This is a genomic window from Frateuria sp. GZRR33 (assembly GCF_051900425.1).
Lineage (GTDB): Bacteria > Pseudomonadota > Gammaproteobacteria > Xanthomonadales > Rhodanobacteraceae > Frateuria_A.
On the sequence record NZ_JBHZGK010000015.1, the window covers coordinates 1 to 15,256 of the forward strand.

14 protein-coding genes are annotated in these 15,256 nt (G+C 66.0%); 6 read left to right on the top strand and 8 right to left on the bottom strand.

Going from position 1 to position 15,256, the window contains the following annotated elements; all coding sequences use genetic code 11:
* Positions 1-140: 140 nt before the first annotated feature.
* Entirely contained in the window at positions 141-1,499 is a 1,359-nt protein-coding gene (locus ACFWZU_RS15005; protein WP_439702334.1) for a 3-oxoacid CoA-transferase subunit B, read from the bottom strand.
* 287 nt (positions 1,500-1,786) lie between these two features.
* Here ACFWZU_RS15005 and ACFWZU_RS15010 point away from each other — a divergent pair, with 287 nt between their 5' ends.
* The 3 genes from ACFWZU_RS15010 to ACFWZU_RS15020 all read left to right on the top strand — a co-directional run bounded on the left by ACFWZU_RS15010 (position 1,787) and on the right by ACFWZU_RS15020 (position 3,951).
* On the top strand, positions 1,787-2,776 hold the full coding sequence (locus tag ACFWZU_RS15010; RefSeq protein ID WP_439702369.1) for an isoaspartyl peptidase/L-asparaginase family protein: 990 nt from the start codon (positions 1,787-1,789) through the stop codon (positions 2,774-2,776).
* Positions 2,777-3,040: 264 nt separating this feature from the next.
* Positions 3,041-3,529 (top strand): dihydrofolate reductase, encoded by a 489-nt coding sequence (locus tag ACFWZU_RS15015; protein ID WP_439702335.1) that lies wholly within the window; start codon positions 3,041-3,043, stop codon positions 3,527-3,529.
* Positions 3,530-3,534: 5 nt separating this feature from the next.
* Positions 3,535-3,951, top strand: a complete 417-nt coding sequence (locus ACFWZU_RS15020) for an NUDIX domain-containing protein (RefSeq protein WP_439702336.1) — start codon at positions 3,535-3,537, stop codon at positions 3,949-3,951.
* Between the two features lie 8 nt (positions 3,952-3,959).
* Here the strand turns inward: ACFWZU_RS15020 and coaE are convergent, their stop codons facing one another.
* From coaE to pilB, 4 genes are all read right to left on the bottom strand, one after another.
* The gene (gene coaE, locus ACFWZU_RS15025) at positions 3,960-4,586 is read right to left on the bottom strand and encodes a dephospho-CoA kinase (RefSeq protein WP_439702337.1); all 627 of its coding nucleotides are present in this window, start codon (positions 4,584-4,586) and stop codon (positions 3,960-3,962) included.
* Complete coding sequence (locus ACFWZU_RS15030; protein WP_439702338.1) at positions 4,583-5,440, bottom strand: prepilin peptidase; 858 nt, start codon at positions 5,438-5,440, stop codon at positions 4,583-4,585. Before ACFWZU_RS15030 ends, coaE begins: the two co-directional genes overlap by 4 nt.
* A 263-nt stretch (positions 5,441-5,703) precedes the next feature.
* Positions 5,704-6,969: a type II secretion system F family protein gene (locus ACFWZU_RS15035; protein ID WP_439702339.1), complete on the bottom strand. Its 1,266-nt coding sequence runs from the start codon at positions 6,967-6,969 to the stop codon at positions 5,704-5,706.
* 132 nt (positions 6,970-7,101) lie between these two features.
* Positions 7,102-8,826 carry a type IV-A pilus assembly ATPase PilB gene (gene pilB, locus ACFWZU_RS15040; protein WP_439702340.1) on the bottom strand — a complete coding sequence of 575 codons (1,725 nt, stop codon included), beginning with the start codon at positions 8,824-8,826 and terminating at the stop codon, positions 7,102-7,104.
* Positions 8,827-9,117: 291 nt separating this feature from the next.
* Between pilB and ACFWZU_RS15045 the strand changes: the two genes are divergently transcribed.
* The 3 genes from ACFWZU_RS15045 (at position 9,118) to ACFWZU_RS15055 (ending at position 11,923) form a co-directional block, all read left to right on the top strand.
* Positions 9,118-9,972 (top strand): glycosyltransferase family 2 protein, encoded by an 855-nt coding sequence (locus ACFWZU_RS15045; RefSeq protein WP_439702341.1) that lies wholly within the window; start codon positions 9,118-9,120, stop codon positions 9,970-9,972.
* Positions 9,973-10,038: 66 nt separating this feature from the next.
* Positions 10,039-10,755, top strand: coding sequence for a class I SAM-dependent methyltransferase (locus tag ACFWZU_RS15050; RefSeq protein ID WP_439702342.1), 717 nt, complete (start codon positions 10,039-10,041; stop codon positions 10,753-10,755).
* Positions 10,756-10,831: 76 nt separating this feature from the next.
* Entirely contained in the window at positions 10,832-11,923 is a 1,092-nt protein-coding gene (locus ACFWZU_RS15055) for a glycosyltransferase family 4 protein (RefSeq protein WP_439702343.1), read from the top strand.
* Between the two features lie 20 nt (positions 11,924-11,943).
* Here the strand turns inward: ACFWZU_RS15055 and ACFWZU_RS15060 are convergent, their stop codons facing one another.
* The 3 genes from ACFWZU_RS15060 to ACFWZU_RS15070 are packed head-to-tail and all read right to left on the bottom strand — an operon-like array spanning position 11,944 to position 15,246.
* Positions 11,944-13,068: a glycosyltransferase family 4 protein gene (locus ACFWZU_RS15060; protein WP_439702344.1), complete on the bottom strand. Its 1,125-nt coding sequence runs from the start codon at positions 13,066-13,068 to the stop codon at positions 11,944-11,946.
* A gap of 19 nt (positions 13,069-13,087) precedes the next feature.
* Positions 13,088-14,200, bottom strand: a complete 1,113-nt coding sequence (gene glf / locus ACFWZU_RS15065; protein WP_439702345.1) for a UDP-galactopyranose mutase — start codon at positions 14,198-14,200, stop codon at positions 13,088-13,090.
* On the bottom strand, positions 14,197-15,246 hold the full coding sequence (locus ACFWZU_RS15070) for a glycosyltransferase family 2 protein (RefSeq protein WP_439702346.1): 1,050 nt from the start codon (positions 15,244-15,246) through the stop codon (positions 14,197-14,199). The genes glf and ACFWZU_RS15070 overlap by 4 nt, the downstream gene beginning before the upstream one ends.
* Between the last annotated feature and the right edge of the window lie 10 nt (positions 15,247-15,256).

The window sequence follows — 15,256 nt, forward strand, 5'->3', positions numbered from 1 at the left end:
CCCCCGGGCCGCCCCCCGCGGTCGCGCACAGGTGCGCTCCTACAGAGAGATTCCAGGTCCCAATGCTGACGCGCCCTTGGGCGCGACCGGAATGGCGGTCGCACCCAAGGGCGCTCTAACGGAGGCATGCAACCCTGCGCTCAGCCCTTCAGCGAGGGCGACACCACGAAATCGCAACCGGTCTTGGCCTTGACCTCGTCCAGGGTGACGCCCTGGTTGAGCTCGATCAGGGTCAGCCCCTTGCCCTTCTCGACCTCGAACACGGCAAGGTCGGTGATGATCAGGTCCACCACTTCCTTGCCGGTCAGCGGCAGGTCGCACTGCGGCTTGATCTTCGGCGAGCCGTCTTTCGCGGTGTGCTCCATCAGCACGACCACGCGCTTGACGCCGCTGACCAGGTCCATGGCGCCGCCCGGGCCCTTGACCATCTTGCCCGGCACCATCCAGTTGGCCAGGTCGCCCGTGGCCGACACTTCCAGGCCGCCCAGGATCGACAGGTCGATGTGGCCGCCGCGGATCATCGCGAAGGAATCGGCGCTGGAGAAGAAAGCCGAGCCGGGCAGGGTGGTAATGGTCTGCTTGCCGGCGTTGATCAGGTCAGGATCGACGTTGTCCTCGGACGGGAACGGGCCGATGCCGAGCAGGCCGTTCTCCGATTGCAGGATGACGTCCATGCCTTCGGGAATGTAGTTGGCCACCAGCGTCGGGATGCCGATGCCGAGGTTCACGTAGAAGCCGTCGCGCAGCTCCTTCGCCGCACGCTGCGCCATTGCCGAGCGGGTCGGGTTCTCCTTGCCGGTATTGGCGCCGGCGACGGTGCGGAACTCGATGCGCTTCTCGTACTTCGCACCCTGCACGATGCGGTCCACGTAGATGCCCGGTACGTGGATGTTGTTCGGATCGAGTTCGCCGACCTCGACCAGATGCTCCACCTCGGCCACGCAGACCTTGCCGCAAGTGGCGATCATGGGATTGAAGTTGCGCGCGGTCTCGCGGAACACGAGGTTGCCCAGGCGGTCGCCCTTCCACGCCTTGACGATGGAAACGTCCGCGTGGATGGCCTCCTCCAGCACGTACTCCTTGCCGTCGAATACCTTGGTTTCCTTGCCCTCGGCCAGCTTGGTGCCGAATGCCGTGCGCGTGTAGAAGCCCGGGATGCCGGCGCCGCCGGCGCGCAGCTTCTCGGCCAGCGTGCCCTGCGGGGTCAGGTGCAGTTCCAGCTCGCCGGAGAGCACCTGGCGCTCGAACTCCTTGTTCTCGCCAACGTAGGAAGCGTACACGCGCTTGACCTGGTGGGTTTTCAGCAGCGGCCCCATGCCGAAGTCGTCCACGCCAGCGTTGTTGCCGACGATGGTCAGGCCCTTGGTGCCGGCCTCCAGCAGCGCGCCGATCAGGTTCTCCGGGATGCCGCACAGGCCGAAACCGCCGGCGGCGATCGTCATGTCGTCGAACAGCAGGCCGTCGAGAGCCGCCTTCGCGCTTGCATACACCTTGTCCATCGCAGTGCCTTCCGGGTGGAGAGTCAGCTGCCAAGGATACGATGGAACGCAGGCGCGCCGCGTCGTACCAAGGTCGCAAGCGTCGCCGCCCCCGCTCCCAAGGTCGACGCGCGACGACAGTTCACTGTAGGAGTGCACCTGTATCATCCCGGGAGCAGCGCGGTTTCTGCAGCCGCGCCTGCTCGGATCGCCGGGACGGCTGGATATACTCGGTGGCCACTGCCGGGAGACTCCAAGTGAAGCCGCTGCGCGTGTTCGCCGCCCTGACCGCCCTGGGTATCGCCGCCATGAGCCATGCCGCCACTACCCCCGTGCTGGTCATCCACGGCGGGTCGGGCGTGATCCGGCGCGCCATGAATCCGGCGAAGGAAAAGGAGGTCCGCGCGGCGCTCGCCCGCGCGCTCCAGAGCGGCTATGCGCAGCTCAAGGCGGGCAAGCCGGCGATGGATGGCGTCACCGCGGCGCTGACCGTGCTGGAGGACGACCCCAACTTCAATGCCGGCAAGGGCGCGGTGTTCACCCACGACGGGCGCAATGAGCTCGATGCGGCGATCATGGACGGCTACACGCTGCGCGCGGGCTCGGTGGCCGGCGTGCATCGCGTGAAGAATCCCATCCTGCTGGCGCGGGCGGTGCTGGAGAGGTCCCAGCACGTCATGCTGGTGGGGGAGGGGGCCGAGGCGTTTGCGCGGGAAGCGGGGATCACGCTGGTCGATCCGTCCTATTTCCGCACCGAACCGCGCTGGCAGCAGCTGCAGAAAGCGCTGAAGGAAGACCGCGACGGCACGCCGCATTCGGACGTGGAAACGGCCAAGCACTTCGGCACCGTCGGCGCCGTCGCGCTGGATGCGCAGGGCCACCTGGCCGCGGGTACGTCGACCGGCGGCATGACCGACAAGCGCTGGGGCCGGGTCGGCGATTCCCCGATCATCGGCGCCGGCACCTATGCCAATGCCGACTGCGCGGTTTCCGGCACCGGCTGGGGCGAGTTCTACATCCGTACCGTGGCGGCGCACGCGATCTGCATGCGCGTGGCGTTGATGCACGTGCCGCTGGAACGCGCGGCGGCCGAGGTCATCAACCAGGAAATTCCCGCCATGGGCGGCAACGGCGGCGCGATTGCGCTCGATGCAAAGGGCAACATCGCCATGCCGTTCAACACCGATGGCATGTACCGCGGCTGGATCAGCAGCGATGGCGCGGCGCACGTGGCGATCTACGACGACGAGCCGGACGCTGCCGCCGGCGTCGACCCGGTCGAAGACGCGCGCCCATGATCGGCAAGCCGGCGTGATGCCGCGGGACTTGTAGCCGGTTTCCCCGCAAGACGAATTTGCCTGCGTACAGTCCGGGCGCACGGGCCGACGGTTTATCGCCACGCCGGGTATCCATGGCCTTGGTGCGCCTCCTGCGGGGGGGGGGAATGAAGGTGTGGGGCAACTCCCGGTTCTTCGTGAGTGGCTACAATGGATCCGAACATGGCGGGCGGCCCCAGCGGTCGCATGAGCCGGTCGCACCATCCACACGCCCCTGGAGCACCGATGTCCATTTCGTTGATCGCCGCACTGGATGAGAACTTCGCCATCGGCCGCAAGGGGCAACTGCCCTGGCACCTGCCGGACGACCTGCGCTGGTTCAAGCAGCTGACGCTCGGCAAGTACGTGCTGATGGGCTACAACACAGCGGTGGCGATCGGACGGGCCCTGCCGGACCGGCACAACCTGGTGCTTTCGCGCCGCCACGAGGCGCCCTTTCCCGGGCAGATCGCTGTGCGTTCGCTGGAGGAAGCGCAGGCGCGCGCCGGCGGCACCGGCCTGATGGTGATCGGCGGCGGCCAGGTCTATGCCGCGGCGCTGCCGCACGCCAGGCGCATGTACCTGACCTGGGTCAGCGCGGCCGTCGAAGGCGCGGACACCTTCTTCCCCGGCATCCACTTGCGCGACTGGACCGAAGTCGCGCGCACCCACCACAAGGCCGACGCCGAGCACGAGTACAGCTTCGACATGGTCGAGTACGTGCGCGAGACCTGACGTCGTTGATCGGCCCTGTCATGCATGTGGTGGCCGGCGTGCTGTTCGATCCCGCCGGCCGCGTGCTGCTCGCGCAACGACCGCCCGGGAAGCACCTGGCCGGCATGTGGGAATTTCCCGGTGGCAAACTGGAACCGGGCGAATCCCCGGCCGTCGGCCTGGTGCGCGAATTGCGCGAGGAACTGGACGTCGGGGTTGACCTGCATCGCGTCACGCCGATGATCCAGGTGCACTGGAATTACGGCGACCGGGACCTGCTGCTGGACGCCTGGCGCGTGGTCGCATGGCAGGGGACGCCACGCCCGGTCGAAGGGCAGGCGCTGCAATGGCGGTTGCCGGCGGACATCGACCCCGCGGTACTGGCGCCGGCGGACCGGGAGATCCTGGCCGCCGTCCGTTCCGGGCAGCCGGTACCCTTGTAGCAAGGCAGTCAGCTGCTCCGGCGTTGCGCCGCCAGGGCCAGGTATCGACGGTGCAGTGCCTGCACGTGCGCGTCCAGCGCCACTTCGCTGCTGCTGTTGTCGATCACGTCGTCCGCCAGCTTCAGCCGTTCGCTGCGGCTCGCCTGCTGCGCCAGCATCCGCTCGGCGAGCGACCGGTCGATGCCGTCGCGGGCGATCAGGCGCTCCAGTTGTACCGCCTCGGGCACGTCCACGAGCAGGATGCGGTCGATCCAGCGGTAGTGGGCAATGTTCTCGGCCAGCAGCGGGATGGCCAGCAGGCAGTACGGCGCGGTTTCGGCCAGCGCGCGCTGGTGCAGCCATTCGCGTACGCGGGGGTGGATGATCGCCTCGAGCGACTGCTTGGCCGTGGCGTCGGCGAACACGCGCCGACGCATCGCCGCACGGTCCAGGCGGCCTTGCGCGTCCAGCACCTCCAGACCGAACACGCCGGCGATCGCCGCCAGGCCTTCGCTGCCCGGTTCGACCACGACGCGCGCGGCGACGTCGGCGTCGTGCACCGGGACGCCCAGCGCTTCGAAGCGGCGGGCGACCGCGGTCTTGCCGGCGGCAATACCGCCAGTCAGGCCGACCACGTAGGCGCGCGCGGCAATCATCGCAGGCCGGTCAGGTGCATGTAGCCCTGCAGCAGGGGCTCGCCGGCGAGGAACCAGATCCAGCCCGCCATGGCGATGAACGGACCGAATGGCATCGGCATCTCGCGACCGTGCTTGCGCAGGGCGATCAACAAGCCGCCGACGATGGCGCCGACCAGCGACGACAGCAGCACCACCGGCAGCAGCGCGCCCGGCCCCATCCACGCGCCCAGCGCCGCCAGCAGCTTGAAGTCGCCATAGCCCATGCCTTCCTTGCCGGTGAGCAGCTTGAACAGCCAGTAGACGCTCCACAGGCTGACGTAGCCCAGCGCCGCCCCCAGGATCGCCGGTGCCGGCAGGACGAACATCGGCAGCAGCGACAACAGCAGGCCCAGCCACAGCAGCGGCAGGGTGAGCTGGTCCGGGAGCAACTGCGTACGGAAGTCGATACCCGCGGCGGCGATCAACACCCAGGTGAGCACCAGCCCCGCCAACGCCACCCAACCGGGCCCGAACTTCCAGACCACCAGCACGCTCAGCACGCCGCAGAGGAACTCCACCAGCGGGTACTGGATGGAAATCGGTTCGCGGCAATAGCGGCAACGCCCGCGAAGCAGCAACCAGCCGAACAGCGGGATGTTGTCCCCAGCGGACAGCGGGTGTTTGCAGTGCGGGCAATGCGAGGCCTCGCGCACGATACCCGGCGGCAGCGGCTCGTCGGCCACGTCCAGCGCCAGTTCCTCCCGTGCCTCGCGCCGCCACTGCGCTTCCAGCCGCGCAGGCAGGCGCAGGATCACCACGTTGAGGAAGCTGCCCACCAGCAGGCCGAGTACGCCGGCACATGCAAGCCAGAGCCAGAGTGGAAGTTCGAGCATGCACGTCCTCGAGTCAGAAGTTGGTGCTCCGCGAGCCACGGCCCTCTGCAGGAGCGTACCTGTGCGCTACGTGGACCTCGCGGTCGCGCCCAGGTGCGCTTTTGCAGGAGGCTTGGCACGTGCGCAGTTGTTCACGCCTGATCCAACCACCGGAAGCCGTCGCCCACAAGTGAGCCCCTGATGAGCGCCAGAGCTTGCGGAGTTTCCGCGACCATGAAAAAGGCCCCCCTCCCGGCGGGAGAGGGGCCTGGTTGTCCGGAAGATTACACCGTGCCGGCCAGCTTGAAGATCGGCAGGTACAGGGAGACGACCATGCCGCCGACCAGCACGCCGAGGATCACCATGATGATCGGCTCCAACAGGGTCGACAAGGTATCGACGGCGGTGTTCACCTCTTCCTCGTAGAACTCCGCGACCTTGAAAAGCATGTTGTCCAGCGCGCCCGATTCCTCGCCGATAGCCGTCATCTGCACCACCATGTTCGGGAACAGGCCCGTCTGGCGCATCGACAGCTGCAACTGGTGGCCGACCGCGATGTCATCGCGCATCCTGCGCACGGCATCGCCGTAGACGATGCTGCCAGTGGCGCCAGCCACCGCGTCCAGTGCCTCCACCAACGGCACGCCCGCCCGGAAGGTGACGCCCAGCGTGCGTGCGAAACGCGCGATGGCCGACTGGCGCATGATGTTGCCCATTACCGGCAGCTTGAGCAGCACGCGGTCCAGGAAGTGCGCGAACTTCACCGAACGCTTCTTGGCCATCACGATGGCCACGATGCTGCCCACGATGATGCCGATCACTACCCACCAGTAGTGCTGCATGAACTGCGATGCCGAGATGACAATCTGGGTCGGCGCAGGCAGCTCCGCGCCCGCGTCGCGGAAGGTCTGCTCGAACACCGGCACCACGAACAACAGCAGGATCATGCTGACCAGCAGCGCGACCGCCATGACCATCACCGGGTAGAACAGGGCCTTCTTGATCTTGCTCTTGATGCCCTCCATCCGCTCCTTGTAGGTGGCCACGGTATCCAGCACCGTGTCCAGCACACCGGCCGACTCGCCGGCGCGCACCAGGTTGCGGTAGAGCTCGTCGAACTGCACCGGGTACTTGCCCAGCGCCTCGTGCAGCGAGGCACCGCCTTCGATGCCCTGCTTGACGTCGGTGAGCATGTTCTTGAAGCGGACGTTCTTCTGGCCGCCGGCGATGATTTCGAAGGACTGCACCATGGGCACGCCCGAGGCCATCATGGTGGCGATCTGGCGGCTGAAGATCGCCACGTCGCGCGGCTTGACGGTGCTGCCGGAGGCGCCAAACAGCGGCTTGGCCTTCTCGCGCACCGTCTGCGGGTTCATTCCCTGGCGGCGCAGTTCGGCCTTGACCAGCGAGGCGTTCTTCGCCGGCATTTCGCCCGTCATGCGCTTGCCGCGCTTGTCCAGCGCGACCCAGTCGTACATGGTCATCCTGCTGACCTCGGCGCGCTGGGCGCCAAGGTTCGCGTTCTTCGCGAGTGCGTTAGCCGTAGCCATGCCCGATTCCCCCGGTGGTTCGATGGCGACCGACGCTCGCGCGGCCGGCCGACGGTGGAGCTTATGCCAAATCTGGCGGGTTATTTCGTGGCGCCCAACGCAACTTCGCGCATTGCGGACGCCGCCCCGTGGTTAATCCTTGGTGACGCGGTCGATCTCGGCCAGGCTGGTCACGCCGGCCTTGACCTTGAGCAGTGCCGAGGCGCGAAGGTCATTGACGCCGATGCCCCGGGCGACTTCCCCGATCTGCATTGCATTGCCCCCCTGAAGCACGATTTTCTGGATGTCCTCGGTCATCGGCATCACCTGATAGATGCCAACGCGGCCCTTGTAGCCTTCGTTGCAGTGGTCGCAGCCGACCGCTTCGTACAAGGTCAGGCCCGCATCGATGTCTTCCTGGCTGAAGCCTGCCGCCAGCAGCGCGTGTGGCGGCAGGTTCTGCGGCTTTTTGCAGTCATGCAGGCGGCGCGCCAGGCGCTGGGCGATCACCAGGGTCACGGATGACGTAATGGAATAGGGCGGGATGCCCATGTTCATCAGGCGCGCAATGGTCTGCGGCGCATCGTTGGTATGCAGGGTGGAAAGGACCATGTGGCCGGTCTGTGCTGCCTTGATCGCGATCTCGGCGGTCTCCAGGTCGCGGATCTCGCCGACCATGATGACGTCCGGGTCCTGGCGCAGGAACGAACGCAGGGCGGCGGCGAAGGTCATGCCGCGCTTGACGTTTTGCTGGACCTGGTTGATGCCCTCGACGCGGATTTCGACCGGGTCCTCGACCGTGGAGATGTTGCGCTCGGGGGTGTTGAGGATGTTGAGCGCGGTGTAGAGCGACACCGTCTTGCCCGAGCCCGTCGGGCCGGTGACCAGCACCATGCCGTAGGGCTTGTGGATCGCATCCAGGTAGAGCTTTTTCTGGTTTTCCTCGTAGCCGAGCTTGTCGATACCCAGCTTGGCCGAGGAGCTGTCCAGGATACGCAGCACGATCTTCTCGCCGAACAGCGTCGGCAGCGTGCTCACGCGGAAGTCCATCGAGCGGCTCTTGGAGAGGTTCAGCTTGATGCGGCCGTCCTGCGGTACGCGCCGCTCGGCGATGTCCAGGCCCGCCATCACCTTCAGTCGCGAGGAGATGCGGCTGGCCATCTTCATCGGCGGGTTGGCCACCGGGCGCAGCATGCCGTCCATGCGCAGGCGCACGCGGAAGTTCGTTTCGAAGGGCTCGAAATGGATGTCCGAAGCGCCGCGGCGGATCGCGTCGACGAGGATCTTGTTGACGAACTTCACCACCGGCGCGTCGTCGCCGCCGGTGGCATCGATGCCGGTGCTGTCGGCCACGTCTTCGTCGGCGGTCTCGAGCGACAGGTCGTCGAACTCGTCGTTGCCCATCTCGGGCATCGTCGCGTTCACCGCAGCCAGCGCGCCGTCGATGGCGCGCGACAGCTGGCCGCGCTCGACCAGGATCGGCTCGACCATGCAGTTGGAGTGGAACTTGATCTCGTCCAGCGCGTGCGACTGCATCGGGTCGGCGATGCCCACGAACAGGCGCTTGCCGCGCTTGAACAGCGGCAAGGCCTGGTGCTTGGTCATCAGCGCTTCGCTGATCAGGTTCACCGGCATGGACGAGGACGCGATCGCGCTGACGTCCATCATCGGCATGCCGAATTCGGCCGAGGCCACCTGCGTGAGTTTGGCGCTTTCGACCAGGCCGTGGTCGAGCAGCCAGGCCGCGAGCGAGGTTTTCTGCTGGGCCGAATCGGCGACCGCCTTGCGGACATCCGCCTCCGGCAGCACGCCCTCGGACACCAGGCGACGCGCCATGCCGGTCAGGCCCGTGAGCGACGGTTGCAATTGGGATGACATGATAGATTCCGGCCTTAAGCCCCCTTATTGACAAGGAATTTACCCTAGAAACGCGGCGCGGTCATCTGGCGGCGAAGGGGTGTCTGCGGCGGCTCCAAAAGCCGCCACGCGTGTCACGGAATGGGCTGGCTGCCCGGTCCGTTGCCCCGACGGGCAGCCGGAGGAGCGGTGCGTGGCCGGGCCAGCGCCGGAGAATGTGGCACCCGGCACACGGGCTGGCAGGACATCGGCGGTGATCGCCTTCGCCGCGATGCCCCGCGTTATGATCGCCCGATACCCGGGGGAACCTACTTGAAACGCCTGAGCATCATCCTGCCCGCGAAGAACGAAGCGGCGGCGCTTGCCCGCCTGCTGCCGGCGCTGCGTACCGCGCAGCCGGACGCGGAAATCATCGTGGTCGACGACGGCTCGACGGATGACACGCGGGCCATCTGCGCCGCCAACGCGGTCGATTGCCTGTCCTCGCCCTATTCGATGGGCAACGGCGCGGCGATCAAGCGCGGCGCGCGGGCGGCCCGGGGCGAATGGCTGGTCTTCATGGACGGCGACGGTCAGCACGACCCGGAGGACATCGACCGCCTGCTCGCCAAGCTCCAGGAAGGCTACGACATGGCCATCGGCGCGCGTGACTGGGGCAGCCAGGCCGGCGTGGGACGGGGGCTGGCGAACACCTTCTACAACTGGCTTGCCACGCGCATGACCGGTCACCCGGTGCTCGACCTTACCTCCGGGTTCCGCGCCGTGCGCGCCGAGAAATTCCGCGAGTTCCTGTACCTGCTGCCCAACGGTTTTTCCTATCCCACCACCAGCACCATGGCCTTCTTCCGTAGCGCCTACCCGGTCGCCTACGTGCCGATCAGGGCAGCCCAGCGCGTGGGCAAGAGTCACATCCGGCCGCTGCGGGACGGACTCAGGTTCCTGCTGATCATCTTCAAGATCGCCACGCTGTATTCGCCGTTGAAGCTGTTTGCGCCAGCGAGCGTGGTGTTCTTCCTGCTGGGCTGCTTGAACTACCTGTGGACGTACCTGCACTTCGGTCGTCTGACCAATGGCAGCACGCTTTTGTGGAGCGCGGCGGTCATTGTGTTCTTGATCGGACTCATATCCGAACAGATCACCGCGCTGATGTACCGGTTGGGCGACTAGACCTACTTGCGTGGCAAAGGGCGCGTCGGCCACGCCGATGCAACAGCGAAACGAGCGGCCACTCCGATGACCAGATCAAACGACGGATTCGACGAAATCCGCGATTTCTACGACCGCAAGTACTACGCCGTGATCGGAAACGACACCCGGCTACCGTGGCACTGTCGATCGGTCGCCCGGCGTTTCGGGCCATTCGAAGGACGGGCCGTGCTGGATGTCGCCTGCGGCACCGGTGAATGGTTGAGCTATTTCCGCGAACACGGCGCGCGCGTGGTGGCGGGCATCGACTTGTCCGAAAGAGCGATCGATGCATGCCGCCGGCGCCTGCCCGAAGGCGAATTCCATTGCGGTACCGCCGAAACGCTGCCCTTTGCCGCGGCCGCGTTCGACATCGTCACCTGTATGGGCTCGCTGGAGCACTTCCTGGACAAGCCGGCGGCGCTTCTGGAAATGCGTCGTGTACTTAAGCCGGGCGGCCTGATCGTGCTGCTGGTGCCTAACGCCGGTTTCCTGACACGACGGCTTGGCTTGTACGGTGGAACCCAGCAGAAAGCCGTGAAGGAAGACGTGCTCTCGCTTGACCAATGGCAGCAGCTGTTTGCTGCTGCGGGTCTCCGCGTGGAGGCGCGTTGGCGCGATCTGCACCCATTGAGCCGGTCGTGGATCGTCAGGGGATCGCCGTTGGCGTGGCCCGTGAGAATGCTCCAGGCGCTGGCGCTGGCGGTTTGGCCCGTGCGCTGGCAATACCAGGTCTACCACCGTTGCTCGGTATCCCGTTCGTGAGCTTCGGTGAGCCATGAACCCTGTACATCCGCGCATGCTTGTCGTCAGCAGGAACCTTCCGCCTCTGGTTGGGGGCATGGAGCGGCTGAACCATCACGTTGTGCTCGAGCTCGCGCGACGCGCTCATCTGGAAGTGGTGGGGCCTCCCGGATGCGGCGCGTGGATGCCCGATGGCGCTGTCGTACGTGAGACTGGCTCTTCCGGTCTGGGCCGGTTCCTGCTGAGGGCGGCCTGGAATGCGTTTGGTGCGGCGCTCAGCCGGCCTCTTGATTTCGCTTTTGCCGGGAGCGGCCTGGTCGCCCCGATCGTGCTGATCGCCGCGCGTATGCGGCGCGCTCGTTGCGTGGTGTATCTGCATGGCCTGGATATCGTGGTGCCGCATCCGGTGTACCGGCGGGTGTGGTTGCCGCTAATCCGGCGCTTCGATCTGTGCCTGACCAACAGTCGGAATACCGCCGAACTGGCTCTGCGCGCTGGAGTGCCGGCAGAGAGGATCAGTGTGCTTCACCCGGGGGTGGAGCCGGTGCCGGTGCCGTCACCAGATCCGGCCGCAGCGTGGCGGTCGCATCACGGGCTGAACGGGCGAAAGGTCTTGTTGTCGGTAGGGCGGCTCACTCGCCGCAAGGGTCTGCTGGAATTCGTCGAATGGGCGCTTCCAGGCATCGTTGCGGCGGATCCGCGTGCCGTGCTCGTGGTGATCGGCGACGAGGCGTCCGACGCCCTCGCCGGTCGCGCCGAAGGAATGAGTGACCAGTTAAGAAGAGCGGCCTCCGCGCGCGGCCTGGATGCTCACGTCATGCTTCTCGGGGCCTGCCACGAGGCTGAGTTGAACGCGGCCTATCAAGGCTCTGATCTTCTTGTGTTTCCCGTGTTGGAAGTACCGGGTGACGTGGAAGGTTTTGGCATGGTCGCCTTGGAGGCAGCCGCACACGGCCTGCCTACAGTGGCCTTCGCTGTGGGGGGCGTACCCGATGCTGTAGCGCCGGGAGAATCGGGGTGGCTGGTCAAGCCCGGGGACTACGTTGCGTTCGCCGCGCGCACGCTTGAGGCACTGTCTCCGGCAAGGTCGGTTTCTGCGCAGACATGTCGCAAGTTCGCCGGGCAGTTTGCCTGGTCATCCTTCGGGATGCGCCTTTGGGATTACCTGGGCCAGATCCAGAGGCGTTGATCGGCCCTTGCAGTACCGCGCTACTGCCGTATTCCGTTTCGGGCCAACTCCACCAACCGCAGTTCGATCCTGCCGATGATCGTCGCCCAATCCTCCACCGCCAGTTGTGCCGGCGCACGGAAGTTCAGTTGGTGGTTGATCGCACGCAGCAGGTCCTGCGCGTTGCCTGCGCGGTACAGGGCCTGCGGGTTATCCGCCAGCAGGGCAGGCATGGCGCCGATGTCGGCAGCGACCACCGGGAGGCCACAGGCGAACATTTCATACGCCTTCTGGGGAAAACAGTAGTTTCCAAAAGGCGTGTCGCGCAGGTAGATGATGCCTGTATCGAGCGCCTGGAACAGCGTGGCCGTATGACGGTGGGCGAGCATGCCCAGGTAGTGCACACGTGGCGCGACCGGTGGGGGCAGCGCCGGATCGACGGGTCCGGCAAGCACCAGATGTGCGTCGGGCATCGAAGGCGCCAGGGCGTTCCATGCGGCGTAGAGCTCGCCGATGCCACGGCTCGCCAACAAGCCGCCTGCCGTACCGATAAGCGTCGCCTGTACCGGCAGACCTAGTGCTTCGCGGGCCGTTGCTCGATCCCCTGGCCGGAATACATCCAGATCCACCGTGCTGGGCATGGAGACTACGGTGCCCTCCGCCCGATAGGTGCCGCGCACCAGGCCGGCAAGTGCGTCGCTGGTGGTAGTCACCAGGCTGGCGTGACGGGTCGCCTTGCGCAACGCCGTCACGAAGCCGGGAATGCGCGCCTGGCCGAAGCCCTCGAAGTTGTCGTAAAGGTCCACGGCGTAGGGGCGATCAAGCTTGCGAGCGAGCCAAGCGGTGAGGGCAACCTGCGGGATGTCGGATGCGCCGATAAGCACGTCGGGCTGCAAACGCCGCAGTTGCCCAAGGAGCCGGGACGGGTAAGCGGCAAGGCGGGTGAGCGCCCTGCTTCCCAAACTTCGAGCGTGCCACTCCAACCGGCCAGGGAGGGCGTCGTGGATCGCCTCGCCTTCGGACTCCGAACGGTATCCCAGACAGAAACCATGGACCTCGTGTCCCAGCCTCGCCAGTTGGAGCGGTATCTCGTACAGGCGGCCATAGCGGTCGTCGATGACGTCCTTGCCCATGTAGCGGCGCTTGCAGATAAAGGCGATCCGCATCAGAAAACGTCCGGGAAGCTCAGCGGAGGGATTCGATCAGGGTGCGCGATGCGGCAAGCGCTGCGCCGACCACCTGGTCCATGTTGTAGTAGCGGTATTGCGCGAGGCGACCCACGAAGGTCACGTCCGGTTCCGTCCTGGCGAGTGCCTCGTAGCGCTTGAAGAGCGCCTCGTTCTCCTCGCGCGGCACCGGGTAGTACGGATCGCCGTCGGCCAGCGGATATTCGCGGACGATGGAAGTCCCGGGGTGCGCCTGGCCCGTGAGGTGCTTGAACTCGGTAATGCGGGTATAGGCGTGGTCGTTCGGGTAGTTGACCGTTCCCGTCTCCTGGTACCAGGCCACGTCCGGCAGGTGCTCGTGCTCGAACCGCAGCGAGCGATAGGGAAGGTGGCCGAAGCGGTACCCGTAATACGCGTCGATCGGGCCGGTGTATACCGTGTGGTTGCGGGAAAAACGTTCGCGCACGTCCTGGAAATCCACCCCGAGCTCCAGCGAGATACGGGGATGGTCGAGGATGGCATCGAACATCTTCGTGTAGCCGTGCAGCGGCATGGCCTGGAAGGCGTCCGTGAAATAGCGGTCGTCGGTGTTGGTGCGAACCGGAATGCGCGCGGCCACCCCGGCCTTCAGCTGCGACGGCTCCAGTCCCCATTGCTTGCGGGTGTAATTGAGGAAGAACTTCTCGTACAGGTCGTGACCGACACTGTTGAGCACCACGTCCTCGCTCGTTCGCACCGGCTCGCGCGGCTCGCGGATACGCTCGAGGAACGCTGCCGCTCCCGCTTCGTCAAGATCGATCCCGTAGAGGCGATTGAGCGTGTCGCGGTTGATCGGGAAGGGGTACGGCCGGCCGTCGACCACGCTGCGCACGCGGTGTTCGTACGGCCGCCACGCGGTGAACCGCGACAGATACTGGAAGATGCGTTCCCCGTTGGTATGGAAGATGTGCGGTCCATACCTGTGCACCAGCAGGCCGTGTTCGTCCAGTTCGTCGTAGGCATTGCCCCCGATGTGCGGCCGCTTGTCGATGACGTGAACGCGGTGGCCGGCCTCGGCCAATTCGCGCGCCATCACGCTGCCGGCGAAACCTGCGCCGACGACCAGATGCATCGGATGCGCCGAAGTACTCATGAACTCAGGCCCAGGCGACGGAGCGTGGCAAAAGGTTTCGACGCGTAGCTGAGGCGGCACAGGGACAGCAGGTACATGTCCACCGAGGTGGCCAGGCCCCCGCCGTGCAGCTCGTATAGCGGCGAGGACCGGAACGCCCGCCACATCGTTTGCCCGAGCGGTGCAGCACGGATGCAGGCGCGCACCCATTGGGACGCCACGACGTGCCTGGCGTCCTCGTCGGTCCTGGTATCGAGCAGTTTGAGGAGCCACGCCTCGATACCGTGGAGGTCGTCGGCGCATTCGATCGACGAGGGCGCGCGTATCAGGTTGTGCAGGCGCAGCTCTTCGGGCGCCACCTCGATCGACTGGGCGCGCAGCGCTTCCCCGCGGATACGCCGCGTCACTTCCTCCATGGCGCTGCGCCTGGCCTGGGTGGCCTGCTGGGGGTGGCGGCGATAGCGAAGCAATGGTTCCGGTACGTTGGCGAGGCGAAACTCGCTGCCGGCCCTGACGAAGAGGTCATAGTCTTCCGCAAGACGGTAGTCCTCGCGATACCTGAAGCGGTCGAAGACTTCCCGGCGCGCCAGAATGGTGGGATGGCAGATCGTGTTCTGGAACAGCATCGCCGCACGGAGCGCTGCTTCCGTATGCGGCCAGCGGGTCGTCCTGCGCGGTCCTTGCCCGAATTCGACGAACCAGCTGCCGCACAGGTCGACGCCGGTGGACCGGAGATACGCCAACTGCCGCGAGAAGCGGTGTGGAAGGCACACGTCATCGGCATCCATGCGCGCGATGTAACGACCGCGTGCCACGTCCAGTCCGCGGTTGAGGCTCGCAACGATGCCCAGGTTTGTTTCGTTGCGGATCAATGTCACGGGCAGCCCCGCCTGGCCGGCTTGCTCCACCTGCCAGGCGCTGGCGTCGCTGGACCCGTCATCGATTGCTATCACCTCCAGGTCCGCGCAGTCCTGGGCGAGCACACTGGCAAGCGCCTCGCCGAGCCACTTCTCCGCGTTCAGGAACGGCAGGATGACCGATATCAACGGTGCTTTGGATGGGTGCATGCAGGTCTGG